12 protein-coding genes are annotated in these 16,489 nt (G+C 58.6%); 2 read left to right on the forward strand and 10 right to left on the reverse strand.

Features of this window, described 5'->3' with window-relative positions; translation table 11 throughout:
- Positions 1–267 precede the first annotated feature (267 nt).
- From FHR98_RS12550 to FHR98_RS12560, 3 genes are all read right to left on the reverse strand, one after another.
- On the reverse strand, positions 268–1,746 hold the full coding sequence (locus FHR98_RS12550) for a right-handed parallel beta-helix repeat-containing protein (protein WP_183417048.1): 1,479 nt from the start codon (positions 1,744–1,746) through the stop codon (positions 268–270).
- Between the two features lie 248 nt (positions 1,747–1,994).
- Complete coding sequence (locus tag FHR98_RS12555; protein WP_183417049.1) at positions 1,995–2,897, reverse strand: PhzF family phenazine biosynthesis protein; 903 nt, start codon at positions 2,895–2,897, stop codon at positions 1,995–1,997.
- On the reverse strand, positions 2,894–3,952 hold the full coding sequence (locus tag FHR98_RS12560; protein WP_183417050.1) for an isopenicillin N synthase family dioxygenase: 1,059 nt from the start codon (positions 3,950–3,952) through the stop codon (positions 2,894–2,896). The genes FHR98_RS12555 and FHR98_RS12560 overlap by 4 nt, the downstream gene beginning before the upstream one ends.
- A 163-nt stretch (positions 3,953–4,115) precedes the next feature.
- Between FHR98_RS12560 and FHR98_RS12565 the strand changes: the two genes are divergently transcribed.
- Positions 4,116–4,568 carry a hypothetical protein gene (locus FHR98_RS12565; protein ID WP_183417051.1) on the forward strand — a complete coding sequence of 151 codons (453 nt, stop codon included), beginning with the start codon at positions 4,116–4,118 and terminating at the stop codon, positions 4,566–4,568.
- A gap of 22 nt (positions 4,569–4,590) precedes the next feature.
- On the opposite strand, the gene FHR98_RS12570 is transcribed toward FHR98_RS12565, so the two are convergent.
- The 7 genes from FHR98_RS12570 to FHR98_RS12600 all read right to left on the reverse strand — a co-directional run bounded on the left by FHR98_RS12570 (position 4,591) and on the right by FHR98_RS12600 (position 15,435).
- The gene (locus FHR98_RS12570) at positions 4,591–5,526 is read right to left on the reverse strand and encodes a choline/ethanolamine kinase family protein (RefSeq protein ID WP_183417052.1); all 936 of its coding nucleotides are present in this window, start codon (positions 5,524–5,526) and stop codon (positions 4,591–4,593) included.
- 11 nt (positions 5,527–5,537) lie between these two features.
- The gene (locus FHR98_RS12575) at positions 5,538–7,958 is read right to left on the reverse strand and encodes a GcvT family protein (protein ID WP_183417053.1); all 2,421 of its coding nucleotides are present in this window, start codon (positions 7,956–7,958) and stop codon (positions 5,538–5,540) included.
- A 12-nt stretch (positions 7,959–7,970) separates the two neighbouring features.
- Entirely contained in the window at positions 7,971–10,412 is a 2,442-nt protein-coding gene (locus FHR98_RS12580; protein ID WP_183417054.1) for a GcvT family protein, read from the reverse strand.
- 7 nt (positions 10,413–10,419) lie between these two features.
- A complete protein-coding gene (locus tag FHR98_RS12585; protein WP_183417055.1) occupies positions 10,420–11,304 on the reverse strand; it encodes a phosphotransferase family protein in 885 nt (294 codons plus the stop codon).
- Positions 11,301–13,319: an ABC transporter permease gene (locus FHR98_RS12590; RefSeq protein ID WP_183417056.1), complete on the reverse strand. Its 2,019-nt coding sequence runs from the start codon at positions 13,317–13,319 to the stop codon at positions 11,301–11,303. Before FHR98_RS12590 ends, FHR98_RS12585 begins: the two co-directional genes overlap by 4 nt.
- Position 13,320: 1 nt before the next feature.
- The gene (locus tag FHR98_RS12595) at positions 13,321–14,358 is read right to left on the reverse strand and encodes a quaternary amine ABC transporter ATP-binding protein (RefSeq protein ID WP_183417057.1); all 1,038 of its coding nucleotides are present in this window, start codon (positions 14,356–14,358) and stop codon (positions 13,321–13,323) included.
- Between the two features lie 105 nt (positions 14,359–14,463).
- On the reverse strand, positions 14,464–15,435 hold the full coding sequence (locus FHR98_RS12600) for an ABC transporter substrate-binding protein (RefSeq protein ID WP_246377808.1): 972 nt from the start codon (positions 15,433–15,435) through the stop codon (positions 14,464–14,466).
- Positions 15,436–15,636: 201 nt separating this feature from the next.
- Here FHR98_RS12600 and FHR98_RS12605 point away from each other — a divergent pair, with 201 nt between their 5' ends.
- Entirely contained in the window at positions 15,637–16,398 is a 762-nt protein-coding gene (locus FHR98_RS12605; RefSeq protein ID WP_183417058.1) for a DeoR/GlpR family DNA-binding transcription regulator, read from the forward strand.
- Positions 16,399–16,489: the final 91 nt, after the last annotated feature.

Genomic DNA, 16,489 nt, shown 5'->3' on the forward strand with positions numbered 1-16,489 from the left:
AATCTAGTAGATATAATGATTTATTCATAATTAATGTGTAAATTGTCTCGTAACCATTTGTCTACTGGAAACAAATGGCCCGCGACATGCCCCGATTGATGTTCCAGGCGCTGTTTGGCGTGGTTGGAGAGTGCGGCCAAACCGGGGAAATCGATGCCGATCTCCTTCTGGCTTACTTGTCGCGGGCGAAAGGAAAGGGGTTAGGCAGAAAAAAGGCCGGACCCGTTACCGAGCCCGGCCGTTAGATCTAGATTCCATAAAGTTGGACTAGGGGAAATTCACCTGGTCGCGGCAGATGCTGAACCCTGGTCCCTCTCGGGTTGTATTGTTGCAACCAAGCATCCCGCCGGTGAAGGTTGCGCCGCTCCGTGCACGAACAAAGGCGAGCTGCCCTAAGGAGACGTCGCCCGTGACCGAGACTGTGTCCCTGAACTCAAAGAGCGACTGGTGAAATACCTGCGCTGCAGCATCCTGTGTTCCGCCATTGACGGTTGAGTCGCCTCGGACCTCGACATAACCCTGGCGGTAGATATCGATCGCGACAGGGCAATCGCCGGAGCCGCTGAAATCACAGGTGTCGTTGGCGGCGGTAAAGGTGTCGCCGCCGTCCGAACGGAAAAAGCTTTGACCGCCGATTTCAATGGCAGCGTAGCCATTTCCGGTTGCTGTGTTGTTTGTACTGCGCACCGAACTGTGATGAGCGACCTGGAAGCCTGCATCGAAGTTGGACTCGACGCCGTTGTTGTTGAGGGTTGAACCGGTCACATAAGCAAAGGAATCGCGGAATACGCCGATGCCATCGTTCCCGTTGTTGTTCATGGTTGAGTTCTGGACAATGACCTTGGAGGCGTTCGCAACTTCGACACCTGCGCCATAGCTACCGGTGCCGTTGTTGGTAAAGATGCTGTCCTCCACGCCGACTGTGGAGGCGAGGTTCACCAGCAGGCCGGAACCGACGTTGTTATTGGAATCGACGCCTGTGACGCTGCCATCAGAATTGCCGTGGAACCAGATTCCGGGACCCGAGCTACCGGTAACGGTCAAATACTCAATCTCCACGTCGCCGAAGTCTACCAAGATTGAACCAGTCAAGGTGTGGTCGCCGCCTTGAGTCTGGGTATTGGACTCGTCGCCTGAAATGACGAGGCCATCCACGTCCTCAATAACCACATCCTCGGCACAATCGGACAAGAGCAGGATACGGTCATCAAAACCCGCCGCATTGACGGCGTCTTGAATGGATGTGAAGTCGCCTGTTGCGCCGACGCAGTCCACGGTGTGGGTGACGCCTCCGCCGCCGCCGCCGCCACCTGCGTTGATAGCGTCGATGACTTCTTGGTTCAGGTCCTCCAACAGGATCGCGCCGTTGGTGATCTTGGCGCTGTTGACGACACCGTCGGCAATCTTGTTGCCGGTTACCGAACTGTTGGCCAGCGTCGTGGTGTTGATTGAGCCGGGGATGAGTTTGGCCGGGCTGATGGTGCTGTTGGCGATCTTAGCGCCGGTCACCGCGCCGCCGGAAATCTTGTTCCCCGTGATCGACAGGTTGGCGATGGTGTTGGTATTGATCGAGCCGGGAATCAGATCAAGCGGGCTGATGGTGCCGTCCTCGATATCCGAGGATTGCACGCAACCGGTGCACTGCACGTCCGTCGCCAACTGGGCTTGAGCAGCCTGTGGTGTAGCAATTGCAAGTCCAATTGCCGCCAGCAACAAGGCCAGATTGTTAGAGCTTCTCTTCCTCATGTCTACCCTCTCAGTGGTTTTTCTTTGCCCAAATTTTGTAGATAAAACCAGAATAACTTGAGGATTTATGTTTTCAACCAGCAAATAATTTAAATGCAAATTTTGGAATTACACGCACGAGCGGTGAAATTGAACAACGCTCTGGTTTTATATACTGCACTTTAATTGAATATTGATGTAGTAATCGATACAGAATGCCTAATCCTGTGACATCATTCTCATACGAGTCGGCGCAGCGAATCGCTCCACTAATCCTTGAGTTTCAGGTTCCCTTCACCGATCACCACGGCACTGCCCCCGAGCGTTACACGAGCTAGCTTATTACTTGCGATCCTAAGGTCGAGGTCCAGGCGACTGGGGCGTCCCATGGCCTCGCCTTGCCGAATGACGACTGCGTGGTCACCATCACGGAGGCTGAGAACGGTCGCATATTCGCCCGCAAAAGCAGCCGCTGCGCCGCCGGTGGCTGCGTCCTCGGCAATACCCATCGCCGGCGCAAACATGCGGGCCTGTACTTCTTCGGGTTGCCGGGGGTCGAGAAGATAGGGATAGAGGTGCGGGGCGGGGCTCTGGGACACCGAGGTCTTCCATAGGCCTAGGTCAACCAGGATCGAAGCCAGGGCGTCCTCGCTTGTGAGCGGGATAAAGACAAACGGCACCCCTGCCGACCAAGCTGTCGGCCCCCATTTTGCGATAGCGGAGACTGGGAGGCCCAAAAGCTTTGCTGCTAAAGCGGCGTCGCATTTCACCGGGAGCCGCTCGGGCAACTTGGGCGCCGTAAAGCGCGCGCGCCCCGTATCGCTACCCAAACGTTCTGCTTGCGCAGCTATCGGACCAATGGGTGGTACCAGAGTAAAGGTCATCGCTGGCCCCGGTTCATTCGCTGCCAAGGCAAGAGTTACGGCGGTACCTACTGTTGGGTGACCAGCGAAAGGAAGTTCTATCTGTGGCGTCATGATGCGAAGATCGAAGGTTGTGTCGGAATCACGGCGAGGGAACACAAACACTGTCTCCGAGAGATTGAATTCAGCGGCGATGCTTTGCATTGTCGCGTCGCTCAGTCCATGGGCGTCGGTGACCACGGCCAAGGGGTTGCCGGCGAAGGGCTTGTCCGTGAAAACGTCCAGGAGGCGGTAGGGATAGAGCTTCATTGCGGCTGGAAATCCTTGTTTTGGTGCTCAGGGCTTACTGTCGTCCCGTGTTCGAGATGATCTGCGCCAAGCGTCGGAAACACCTTGGCGACCTTGCTTAAGAGGTAATCGCCATAGCGGCCAGAGAAAATATGAGGATCTTCGCCGTCCCAACGCGGTGCATCGATGTGATCTCTCGCTAACCGCGGAAGGGGGACAATTTCCGCGGCGAAATCTGGATCAAGAAACAATGGAAAAGACAAACGATCGTGACCGCTCCGGTTCATGACCCGGTGCAGGGTCGAGCGGTAGGTACCGCCGGTCAAGCGCTCCAGCATGTCGCCGATGTTACAAACCAACGCCCCTTCTATCGGCGGTGCTTGAATCCAACCATTGGGGGTCTTGACCTCCAGACCGCCGTAGCGATCCTGTGCCAGCAAGGTCAACAGGCCATAATCGCAATGTGCGCCGGCACCCCAGGATTCCCGCCAGGATTCGGGCATTTCTGCCGGGTAATGGAATACCCGGAACAAGACTGTAGGGTTGGCTGTGTAGGTGTTCAGGAAGTAGTACCGGTCCAACCCCAGGCTAAGAGAAATGCCCTCCAACAACGCTTGTCCCGCTCGCGTGGTGGCCGTCATGTAGGTCTCGACGGCATTGCGTAGGCCGGCTGGTTTGCTCGGCCAAAGGTTGGCGCCATGCAGCGGCCATCCGCCCCGTACCCGCGGATGATCGTTCGGCAGATCGCTGCCGAAATACAATCCCTCCTTGTTATCGGGCTTGCCTGAAGTCAGTTCGTTGCCAACAGGAAAGTATCCGCGCCACGCAGCACCGCCCCGCGCCATGGCTACCTGCATTTTTTCAGTCAGGGGTAGCGCAAAGAAAGCGCGGCTTTCGGCCTCCAAATCGGTGAGGCATTGCGAGGGGATCGCGTGGCCAACAACGTAAAAGAACCCCACCTTGCGGCAAGCGGTGTCGATTGCACGTGCAACCTGCTGGCGTGCTTTGTCGTCATCGCCAAATAGAGGTGTCATGTCGATTACCGGCAGACTGAGCATCGGGTCGCGCGTCATCATCCTCTCCACCCTGAGCTGACCTGAGCTTACCCCATTTGGTAAACTTGGTGCAGTGCTCTCCAATCTGTGAATGGAACGGATCAGCGCGGATCGTAACCTATTACGAAGAACTGCATCCAATACTCCAGTGCGCCTACTAAGCCGTAAATTGCAGGGAGCCCAAATGGTGTCTTATTCGCGTAGCACATTCTATTCGGCGGAGGCCTCAGTGCCTCTCTCCAATTCAAGGCTTCCTGATCTTGAGGGCAAGCTCCGGTTCGAGCGCTCTACCGCCAACACGGTGGGGGATTTGACGGCGCTGGGCCTGGTTTCGGAACTAACCGCCGACGAACATGCGTTGGTTGTGCAGGCCTTTCAGCTTGAAGCGGCCGATCTCGAACAACGTGAATATGACGAAGCGCTCGAAGATCGAGGTTTGCCCCCGGCAGATGATGCAAAATTGATGGCGCTGTGGCGTTATGCACGGAGCCTCACCCACTGCGGCGGTTGGGCTGAAGGCGCCGAACGGGAGGCTTTCCAAGCTGCCGGGTATTCGGCTCGTTCGCTTCTTGAGGTGGCGGTGCTCTACGGCTCAATCGTGCTGCAGCGCTATAGGAAGGCAGATCCCAACGAATGACGGCACTGGCTGTACAGGCGTTCTAAGGACCGGCCCGCACGGCGGAAACGTGGTCCACAAATCCTTCGCTTCCCATAAGAGATTTGCAGCGTTCGAAGCGTTCCGTCGAATAGGCCCAAAAGTCGTCCACCGGATTTTTATTGGCGTGTTGGATCAGGCCCCACAGGGTCCACAGTAGATCGCACATAGCCTTGTAAATAACCATCCGACCCTGTTCGCCGGGCGCTGGTTCCCGTCCGAAATAGGCGCAAAGCATTTCGTGGTCCTGCGCCTCGCTGAAAACGCCTTCGACAGAAAGGTCGCCCAGATCCCATAGCGGATCATTCATGCCGGAATATTCCCAGTCGACCATCCACATACGGCTGCCCGTATCGAGAAAATTCTCGCAAAGGGGATCGCAATGACAGGGTGCCAGCGGCAGTGGGTGCGCAGCAAGGGCTGCGCGCAGTGTTTCAGCTTCGCCCAGTACTTGGTGGTAGCCTTCTGGTAAATCGACCGTTTTGCCAGAAAGAATTTTTAGATAATCGTCGATCATCGCGAATAGCTCGAAACGAAAATCGAACTTGGCGCCGCTATGGTGCAGCTTACGGAAAGCTTCTCCAGCACGTGCCGCTGCGCCCTTGCGCTGTGCGAAGGCCTTTGGGGTCATCGTGATCGTATCCTCGATGAATGCAGTGACCATGATGCCGCTATCGGGATCGACAAAGAGCAGTTCCGGACTGACACCGGCCTTCGCCGTTTCCCGTGCGGCCTTCGCTTCGTTCTTCCGGTCGATGTATTCCTCGGTACCCTTACCGGGGATACGCAGGCACCAAGCGCACTCGCCAGACGAGACCCTGAAGACCAGGTTGGTCAGGCCGCCAAGGCGCTCCAGTTTCACGTTTGCCGGATCAATCCCGGCAAAAATCGGTAGCTGGTCCAGAACGGCACGAGCCTGATCTAGCGCGTCATCAGTCATGGGGTCCTCCGTCAAGCTTTCAGTCGCTCCATCTTTGGGTCGTAGAGGCAACGTGCGCCGCGCGTGGCGTGCCAGTTCTGTCCAAAGGCCTCGATCTCAAAAGCGGTCTTTCCGGCGATTTTTGTCGGTAGATAGGCAAAAGCGATGGTCTTGCCGGTCCAGTGACCATAACCGCAAGAGGTCGTCGAACCGACGACTTTGCCATCCAGCAAGATTGGCTCCCCACCCAAGAGTGGGGCGAAACCATCGATTGCCAGGGACACCAGCTTACGGCTGACGCCTTTTTCATGAATGTGGGTTAACGCTTTGCGACCAGTGAAGTCGCCCTTTTCCAAGGCGACGCAAAAGCCCAACCCAGCTTCATAGGGGTTGTAGTCCGGGCTGATGTCGCCCGACCAGTAAAGGTAACCCTTTTCTAAGCGGCAACTTTCAACCGCACGGTAGCCCGCATTGGACATGCCATGAGTTTCACCGGCCTCCCACAGGGCTTCGTAAACGGCGGCGGCAAACTCCTGTGGGATATAGAGCTCGTATCCGAGTTCACCGACATAGCCGACACGAACGGCCAGGGCCTGCGCGTTGGCTAATCCAATCTTGCGGATTGCGAGAAAGGGGAAAGCCTCGTTGGATAGATCATCGTCGCTGACGGTTTGCAGAACTTTGCGCGCGTGCGGCCCGCAAACATTGATGGTGGCGTATGCGCCTGTGATCTCAACCATCGACACGCCTGCGCCGGGCAATTGTCGTTCGATCCAGTCGCTATCGCGAACGCCAAAGCCTGACCCGGTGACAAGCCAGAAGTGATCATCGTCCAAATGCAACAGCGTTACATCGGCCTCGATCCCGCCCCGGTCGTTGCAGAGTTGAGTGTAGATTGCTTTTCCCTTGGGCCCCGAGAGATCGTTGGCGGCGATCCTTTGCAAGGCTGCAAACGTTCCCGGCCCTCGCAATTCGAACTTTGAGAAGGAGCTTTGGTCGATTAGGGCCACGCGCTCTCGAATGGCGCGCACCTCTTCTCCCACACCGTCGAACCAACTTGGTTTGCCTTCGAAGCTCGGCACGTCTTCCAGTGGGTCGCCGTCGCGACGGAACCAATTCGGCCGCTCCCAACCAAACTTGGAGCCGAAGACCGCGCCGCGCGCCTTTAGCGGTTCGTAGAGGGCTGAGCGGCGCAGACCGCGTCCGGCGAGCGATTCCTCTGCGGGCCAGTGGATCTTATAGTACGCGGCATAGGCCTCGACGGCGCGCTGTTCCAAGTAGCGAGCCTGCGCGTGTACCGGGCCGAAACGCCGAACGTCCAAAGACCAGAGGTCCATACCCGGGTCGCCTTCGAGGATCCAGTTCGACATGGCCTGACCGGCCCCTCCCGAAGCGGCAATCCCGGCCGTGAAACCGCAGGCGACGAAGAAATTATCCAGACCGGGCGCCAGGCCCATCATTGGCTCGCCATCGGCGGAGACCGGGATCGGGCCGTTAATGATCGTCTGAATGCCGATCTCATTCAAAACCGGCAGGCGTTCCGCAGCGGGTAACGCGAAACGCTCCAGGCGATCCAGGTTGCCTTCAAAAAGCTCGCGGCCGAAATCCAGTGGCGGCTTGCCGCGCCAGCACCCGCGCGTGCCTTCCTCCCAACCGCCGATGGCGAAGGACCCGGTATCGGGTTTCAGATAAAAGTTCTTGTCCGGGTCGCGCAGGGTCGTCAGGTCTTTCGGTAAGTCCAGTGTTTTTTCCGTAAGGAAGTATTGATGCTCGACAACTCCTGCGGCCAGCGCTACCCCGGCCATCTCACCAACGCGCTTGGCCCAAAGGCCGGCACAGTTGACTAGAATATCGCAGCCAATAGTTCCGTGATCGGTGACCACGCCCAGGATGCGGCGGCCACGGCGGACAATCTCAACGACACTGGTGTGCTCTTCGATCTTTGCGCCGTATTTGCGCGCGGCCTTAGCGAAAGCCTGGGTCAGAGCATAGGGGTCGATGTAACCATCGCCGGGAATGAAGGCAGCACCCTCGATTCCCTCTGTCGTGATGTAGGGGAAAAGCTTGGCGGCTTCCTCGGCAGAGAGCGCGTGGCACTCCACGTCGAAACTGCGAGCCTGGCCCATCGAGCGGCGGATTTCACTCCAGCGATCCGGGGAGGAAGCAAGGCGTAGGGAGCCGACTTTCTTCCAGTCGATCGCCGCATCGGCTTCTTCGGCGAGGCGATCGAAAACCGCGACCGAGTTCTGCATCAGGCGCGTCAGGTTTCGTTTGCTGCGCAGTTGCCCGACCAGTCCGGCTGCGTGCCAGGTACAGCCCTCGGTGATCTGAGCCTTTTCAAGCAACAGAACATCTTTTTCGCCGGCTCTGGCCAGATGGTAAGCAACGGAGGTGCCAATGGCCCCGCCGCCGATGACGATGATGCGTGCGTGACGGTCAGCGGAAAAGGTCATTGCAGACCTCCCTTACACCTTGATGCGGGCGTTGGCAGCGTCATAGAGCGCTTCCAAGTGCAGCGTTGCCGGGACGCGTTCGGTCGCCACCACCAGTTCGTATTTACCGCTGCTCAGGTAATCGTCGTTGACGCCATCGGCGTGGCGGACATATCCGAAACCGATCGACTTGCCGACGCTATAACCGAAGCCGGCACTGGTCAGGTATCCTGCAAATTCGCCGTTGCGGAGGATCGTCTCCCGGCCCAGCAAAACGACGCCTGGGTCCTCAACCGTGAAGCAGGCCAGCTTCTTTTTGAGGGGTGAGTTGGCGGTACGCTCTGCGGCAGCACGGCCGATGAAGTTCATGTCTCTCTTCAGCTTAACGGCCCAACCAAGTCCAGCCTCGAATGGAGAATCGTTCGGCGTGATGTCAGAGCCCCAGGCGCGGTAGCCCTTTTCCAGCCGCAAGGATTCGATGGCCCGATATCCACAGGGTCGAATCCCGTGGGCTGCGCCTGCCGTCATCAAGGCATCGAAGATGTCCCCGGTCGCCGAGAGTGGCGTGTGCAATTCCCAACCCAATTCTCCGACGTAGGTGATGCGCAGCGCGCGCACTGGATGCCCCGCAATCTCGACTTCTTGAACATGGCCGAAGGGGAAGGCTTCGTTCGTGCAGTCGGCTGTGGTGACAGCCTGCAACACGTCGCGTGCTTTGGGGCCCATCAGGGAAAGCGTTCCGAAATCCTCGGTGACGTCGGTCAGAGTCGCTTCGCTACCATCGGGCAGGTGGTCACGGATCCAGGTGCCGTCATGTGTTCGGAAGCCCGTGCCGGTCACGATGTAGAAGTGATCGTCGGCCAATCGCGCCACCGTCAGGTCGCATTCGATGCCGCCGCGGCTGTTAAGAAGCTGCGTGTAGGTCAGCCGGCCCGCAGGCTTGGAGACATGGTTTGCGCAGATAGCATCCATCGCCGCCGCAGCGCCGGACCCACGCAGTTCAAACTTGGCAAAGGACGATTGGTCGAACAGGCCTACGGCCTCGCGTACGGCGCGATGCTCCTCGCCGACGGCGTCGAACCAATTCTGCCGTCCCATGCTGTACTGGTCCTGCGGTTCGGTTCCCGGCGGTGCGAACCAATTGGGTCTCTCCCATCCCAGCTTCGAGCCAAAGACCGCCCGGCGTTCCTTCAGGCGTTCATAGAGCGGCGAAACGATGCGGGGGCGGCCTGTTTCATACTCCTCGTGCGGGAATCCGATGGTGTAGTGCTTGCCGTATGCCTCGAGCGTGCGGTCGCAGACCCACTGACGATCCCGGTGAAGTTCCGAAAAGCGCCGGATGTCCACCGTCCAGAGGTCGAGCGGGGCCTCCCCGCTCATCACCCATTCCGCGAGCACCCAACCCGCGCCGCCGCCCGAGGCGATGCCGAAGGCATTAAAACCGGCGCCGACATACATGTTTTCGCATTCGGGAGCCCTCCCGAGGATGAAGTTGCCATCAGGCGTGAAGCTTTCCGGCCCGTTGATCATCTGCTTGACCCCGGTGTTTTCCAAGGCGGGTACGCGGGCGATGGCCTGATGCAGATGTTGTTCGAAGTGGTCCCAATCGTCATCGAATAGCTGAAACTCGAAGCTGTCAGGCACGTCGCCGGTCGTCCAGGCCTGCGGGTTAGGTTCGTAACCACCCATGACGAGGCCGCCGACTTCTTCCTTGAAGTAAGTGCGGCGGTCCGGGTCACGCACGGTCGCGGTGTCGCTGGCCAGCCCCGCGATGGGCTCGGTAACGATGTACTGATGCTTGACTGGTTGCAGCGGCACATTGATGCCAGCCAGTTCGCCCAGTTGCCGAGCCCACTGTCCGGCGCAGTTGACGACAGTCTCGCAGGCAATCGTTCCTTGCGCGGTTTCAACAGCAGTGATGCGCTCGCCGTCCATCCGGAATCCGGTAACACGCTCGCCTTCGACGATCCGGACGCCGTGCATCCGCGCGCCCTTCGCCAGTGACTGCGTAATGTCGGTCGGGTTGGCCTGACCGTCCGTTGGCAAGAAGGTGGCGCCAACAAGATCGCTCACATCCATCAGCGGCCACATGGCCTTGACCTCGCTGGGGCTCAACAAATGCATGTCCATGTTGAAACTGCGGGCTGTCGTCGCCAAGCGCTTGAATTCGATCCAGCGGTCTTCGTTGCAGGCAAGCCGCAAGCAACCGCTCATCTTCCAACCCGTCTCCAGCCCGGTCTCAGCGTCCAGTTTCTTGTAGAGATCGACCGAGTATCGTAGCACCTGGGTGATGCTGGCAGACGAGCGCAACTGGCCGACCAGCCCGGCAGCATGCCATGTCGAACCAGAGGTCAACTTGCCTTGTTCCAGCAGCAGCACCTCGGCTTTGTGGTCCTTGGCCAGATGATAGGCGGTGGAACAGCCGATGATCCCGCCGCCGATGACGATGATCTGGGAATGGGAGGGAAGCGACATGGGGGTATCAGGCCTTTCCGTAACGTGACCGGTAGCGCGCCAGTTCAGCGGCGAGGCGGTCCAGGTTTTCTTGTGTGTAAGCTTCGTAGTCGACGCCGGGTGCTGAGAGGTGGAGTTCGGAAACCAAGCTCCAGAGTGTCTCGCGCAGCAAGGATGCGCATTTCATGGCGGCTTGACTCCGCAGCAGGGCGGGCGACGGTTTCTCATTGAAGTAACGGGCCAGAAGCGCTTCGTCCTGCTCGGGCGAGAAACCGGCATTCGAGGCGATACCCGCCAGATCGAACATTGCGGTGGAGAAACCGGCGTACTCGAAATCGATCAGCCAAATCCGCTCGTCGTCCTCGATGAAATTGGCGGGCAGCAGATCATTGTGACCGAAGATGATCGGCAGCGGCACCTGCACGGCCTCCAACTCCTCGGATAAATCCAGAAACTCCGGCAACTTTGCCGCCATTCGGCTACCGCCGGCCTCCAATGTGCGGGCATAATCTCGGATTACATGGAATACCCAGAACAGAAAAGCGGCGCCGCTAACATGACGCGGCATCGCTTGGTGAAACCCTCGGATCAGATCGGCGATCGGCTCCAGATTGGTCTGAACTTCATCAGCTCCATAGGTTTGACCCTCGATAAAGACCGTAACCATCAGACCAGGCGCGGCATAGGTCACCTCCGGTGCGAAGCCCGCCCGGACAGCGGCCCGGGTGGTCATTAGTTCCCGGTCACGAAAGACGTGATGAAAAGGGAAATCACGGCCCAGGCGGACAACCTGTTTCCGGCCCGCGTCGATCACGGTATAGCTTTCGTTGCTCAGGCCGCCTTTCAACAACACCGGGTCAACCGATCCAGCCCAGATTGGCAAGCCCTTGATGCGCGTGATGCTGTCGCTCATGTCTCGTCTCCCGCGCCCGGCGAGAGGCCAAGTCGGGCCCGGGTCTTGGCCGCGCCTGCCGAGATCAGGCGGTCAGCGATGATGGCTATGAAAGCCACAGCCAATCCTGAAACCAAACCCCTGCCGGTATCGGCCTTGGTAAGAGCGATGTAGACCTCCTGACCGAGGTCGCGCGTGCCCACCAGGGCCGTGATGACCAGCATGGAAAGAGCCAGCATGATGGTTTGATTGAGGCCCAACATGATCGCCGGCAAGGCAAGCTTCAGCTTGATCTTGAGAAGCAGTTGGATAGGCGTGCAACCGGCGACCGTTCCGGCCTCCACCAACTGCGGGTCGATACGCTGGAGGCCGTGGGCGGTGTAGCGTATGGCAGGGGAAATCGCATAGGCAATGACCGCCAGCATGGCCGTGAAGTCACCGACCCGAAACAACATCACCGCAGGCATGAGATAAACGAAGGAAGGCAGCGTCTGGAGCGTGTCGATAATCACCCGAACGAACCGCCAAACGCGCTCGCGCTCGGCCGATAGGATGCCGATCGGAATGCCGATCAGCCCCGCGAGAACGACCGAGATGCCGCAGAGGTAGACCGTGATCATGGCCTTTTCCCATTGCCCGGTCGCGGCAATCAGGAAGGCTAGTGCAGCGACGGTCGCGGCCAAACGCCAGCGGCCGAGGCTCCAACCCGCCAGCGCCAGGAGTGCTGCGACGCCAAGCCAAGGGAGGTCGAGAAGGAAGCGTTTGAAGGGAATCAGAAGGTTCAGTAGCAGGGCATTCTTCAACCCTTCGAGCTGATCGAAGAAATTGATATTGATCCAGCGCAGGATGTCGCCCCAGAAGGTGCCGGTCGAGATTTCAGCCGCCGACGGATAGCTCTGGAAAGCAACGCTGCCGAGGCCCAGCACAAAAGTGACGGCAATGAGCGCGACCGCGGAAAGACTGTAAGGGTAGCGTCGCCAGACGGATAATTGCTGATCGTCATCGCCGCTATGTTGACGACTTCGTGCCGCATAGGCTTGCGAGAGGCGATCCAGCGCTATGGCCAGGGCGACAATGGCAAACCCAGCCTCGAAGCCGGTACCGATGTCCAGCCGCCGCAAGGCTGCAAGCACCTCGTATCCTAACCCCCCGGCGCCGATCATGGAGGCAATGATCACCATGTTCAAAGACAGCATGATCACCTGATTGACGCCGACCATGAGCCCTGGTCTTGCCGAGGGAACCAGCACGCGCCAAGTCATTTGCCGTCGGGTGCAACCGATCATCCGGCCCAAGTCCTTAATCTCGGGCGGTACGCTGCGCAGCGAGACAATGCTGATGCGTGTCATGGGTGGCAGGGCATAGATGATGGTGGCGACGATGGCTGCCGTCGGACTAAAGCCGAAGAGGAAAAGGATCGGCACAAGGTAGGCAAAAACCGGGATCGTCTGCATCAGATCCAGGATGGGCGTAATGGCTCGCTCAAACCCGCGGGAGCGATAGCCGAGAATACCCAGTAACAGGCCACCGACGATGCCGATCGGGACGGCGATCAAGATCGAGGCCAGCGTTACCATGGCGCTGTCCCACTGACCAAAGAGTGCAATGAAGCCGAAACAGCCCGCGACCAGCAACGCCAAGCGAACGCCCCCGGCGTAAAGCCCCATCATCGCGATGATGCCGATGATCGCGACCCAAGACAGGGGAGGCACAACCTGTACGGCGTCGGACCCCTGGCCTTCGAGGAAGCCGGTGGAAAGCAAGCTGAGCGCCACGCGATATGGGAAGTCGATGACATCTGCGATGAAGCGCGTCATTTCCGTAAAGGAAAAGAGGCCAAAACCGGCGTCATCCAACAGCCAGTTCATGAAATCCCGAATCCAGTAGCGCAGTGGAATTTCATAGGCGCCGGGATACTCGAAAGCCCACGCGAACAGGGTTTCGCCAAACTGCCAGAGGAGCACGAATAGTGTCAGCGCGACGAGCCAAACGAGGTTTCGTCCCTTGAAGCTGCGCCTTGCACTGCTGCTGTCCATCTCAGCCTCGCATCATGACCGCGACCACATCGTCGCGCAGCAGAAGGCCCTGAGGTTGGCCGGCGTCATCAACCACTCTTAGCGTACTGATGCCTTGTTCCAGGAGCGGGGCGATTTCGGCGATGGTAGCCTTGAGAGAAACCTCTGGCCCGAGCGCGTCGGCAGGCAACTGGTCGTTGAGCGGCCGCATCAAGGAGGCCGCGCGCATCACCTTCGCTTTGGCGACGCTGCGCGTGAACTCGGCCACGTAGTCGGTTGCGGGGTTCAACACCAGATCTTCGGGTGATCCAATCTGGACGACCGCGCCGTCTTTCATGATCGCGATGCGGTCGGCCAGACGGATGGCTTCGTCAAAATCGTGTGTTATGAAGACGATGGTCTTCTGCAAGACGGACTGCAGGCGCAAAAACTCGTCCTGCATTTCCCGTCGGATCAAGGGATCGAGGGCGGAGAAGGGCTCGTCCAGGAACCAGAGTTCCGGTTCGACGGCCAGGGAGCGGGCGATACCGACCCTTTGCTGCTGACCGCCCGACAGTTCGCGTGGATAGAAGCCCTCACGGCCCGCCAAACCGACCAAATCGACCATTTTGGCGGCGCGTTCTTCGCGGCTGCGCCGGTTCAATCCCTGAACCTCAAGTGGGAAGGCAACGTTTTCCAGCACCGTCATATGCGGGAGCAGGGCGAAGTGCTGAAACACCATCCCCATGTGATGGCGCCTGATTTGGACCATGCGCTCCGCGCTGGCTTCCAACAGATTTTCACCATTGAAGAGAATTTCACCTGAGGTTGGCTCGATCAAGCGAGACATGCAGCGCACCAGCGTCGACTTGCCAGAGCCCGATAGACCCATAATGACAAAGCTCTCGCCTTCGCGAACCTCCAGGTTTACGTCGCGGACAGCGCCGATGAGGCCGGCCTCTTGTAGAGTTTCTTCAGTGATGGGATGGGCAGTATCGCGCGCGGCCATGAAACTCTCCGCGTGCGGGCCGAATATTTTCCAGACGGACCGGCAGACGAGCTTCGCTTCTGATTCGGACATGGCCTACCTGTCGGCTCCCAGGCTTGAGTGCGGTGAGTGCGGCTCGATTGGCGCGGGCCGCCGGCGAACCTTGAGGCTCGTCGGCGGCCAACACAGCCTTGCGGCTTACTTGATCCAGGTGGACCAGCGCGCCTCGTTGTTTGCCATCCAGTCGGCGACCACTTCGTCGATCGACTTCCCTTCGAGATCGACGGCGGTGATCATCGCACCCATCTCGCCGTTGTTGATGTTGAAGGCTTTGACGGCGTTGCTGGCGCCCGGCCACTTATCTTTGAGCCCGGCCCAAGAGACCTTCCAGATCGGTCCGCGCGGTTTACCGCAGTCGTAGGTTTCGTTGGGATTGCTGCCCCAGGACGGATCTTCGTAGCACTCTTTCGTATAGGCCGGAAATTCGACCCATTCGCCCTCGTACTTCGCAGGTGCCCAGTGCGGCGCATAAACCCAAAGCATGACCGGCGCTTTGCGTTGGTACGCACTTTCCAACTCTGCAAACAGCGCGGCATCGGTGCCGGCGTGCACGACCTCGAATGGCAGGTCGAGAGCTTCGGCGCGCTCATCGTCGAAGCCGCCCCAGGTAACGGGGCCTCCCAGATAGCGCCCCTTAGGAGCGGTTTCGGCGGTCGCAAAGGCTTCGGCGCAGGACGCTTCTTTCAAGGCTTCCCAGTTCGGCAATCCCGGGCACTTTTCTTTCATGTAGGTCGGGTACCACCACTCCTCGATCGCCTGCATCCCGGTTTCACCGAGATTCTCGACCTTGCCGGTTGCCGTCGCCTCATCCATGGCGTCGCGTCCCGTGGTCTCCCAGATTTCCATCGCAACATGTAAATCGCCGCTCTTCAAACCGGCGAACTGGGCAATGTAGTCCGCTTGCACGTACTCGATATTGTAGCCGGCCTTCTTGAGAACCTCGCCCATGATCTGGGTGGTGATCAATTGACCTGTCCAGTCGTGTAGCGTCAGCTTGATCGGGTCGCGCGATTCGACCTCCGCCTGAACGTTGGCTGCGGCCAGGCTCAGCCCCGCGGTCACAGCAAGGCCGATGAAAGCGCGCCTCAATGTCATATTGACGGTCTTCATATGATTGTCTCCCTACCTCGACGGCGCCCTTCTCCAGACGCTCCCCTGTTTACTTCTAAGGGGCATAGTCTGGCGGCGGCAGTTCGTTGGAGTCAATCAGCTTTGAGGTGAAAAATTGGTGTTTTTCGAATAATCTGTGGTTTTACCAATAAAGGTTGCGCAATATCATCTTAGTATTTGGCATTTTTAACCGGTAACCACATGAATACCACAAAGAGAAGAAACGCGATCCTGGAACGCGTGGTAGAGCAGGGGTCGGCCAGAGTGAGCGATCTCGCCAGCGATCTGGGTGTTTCGCTGGAAACCATCAGGCGCGATGTGCGGCCGCTGGTGGAGCGTGGCGAACTTGTGAAAACCCATGGTGCGGTCTTCGCGGTCGATGCCTCTCGGGAAGCGCCATTTGAGCGCCGTTTGCGTGAACACGCGGAAGGCAAACGCCGGATCGCCCGCCATGTCGCTGGCCTGATTGAAGACGGCGACAGCGTCATGATGGATACCGGAACCACGACCAGTATTCTGGCGCGTGAGTTGCTGGCGAAGAAGCGTTTGATCATCGTCACCAATTCTTCTGACGTCGCGCGCATCCTGGCGACGGTCAATGGCAACAAGGTCTACATGGCGGGCGGCGAGTTGCATGGCGACAACGGTGCGGCGTTTGGGCGTTCCGCCATCGATTTCATAAGCAATTTCAAGGTCCGTTTCGCCATCATCTCGATCGGCGCCATCGATGCCCGCGTTGGGCCGATGGATTTCAGATTGGCGGAGGCCGAGTTCGCCCGCCGGGTTCTAGAGTGCGGCGACGAGCGCCTCGTGATCACGGATCACTCGAAGTTTCAGCGCTCGGCGCTGGTCAAGGTTTGTGATTTCGAAGAGTTTGATCACCTGGTAACCGATGTGCCGCCGCCCGAGGATATTGCCAAGCGCCTGACCGCGGCCGGGACCAAGGTCACAGTGGTTCCCTAACCGTGCCCGGAAGCTTGATTGCCGGTGTGCGTCAAGCAGGAACAAAAAAAGAACAAATCGCTTGACCGTCTACCTCTCCCTGTTTAGAACA

It is taken from the genome of Limibacillus halophilus, assembly GCF_014191775.1.
Classification (GTDB): Bacteria; Pseudomonadota; Alphaproteobacteria; order Kiloniellales; family CECT-8803; genus Limibacillus; species Limibacillus halophilus.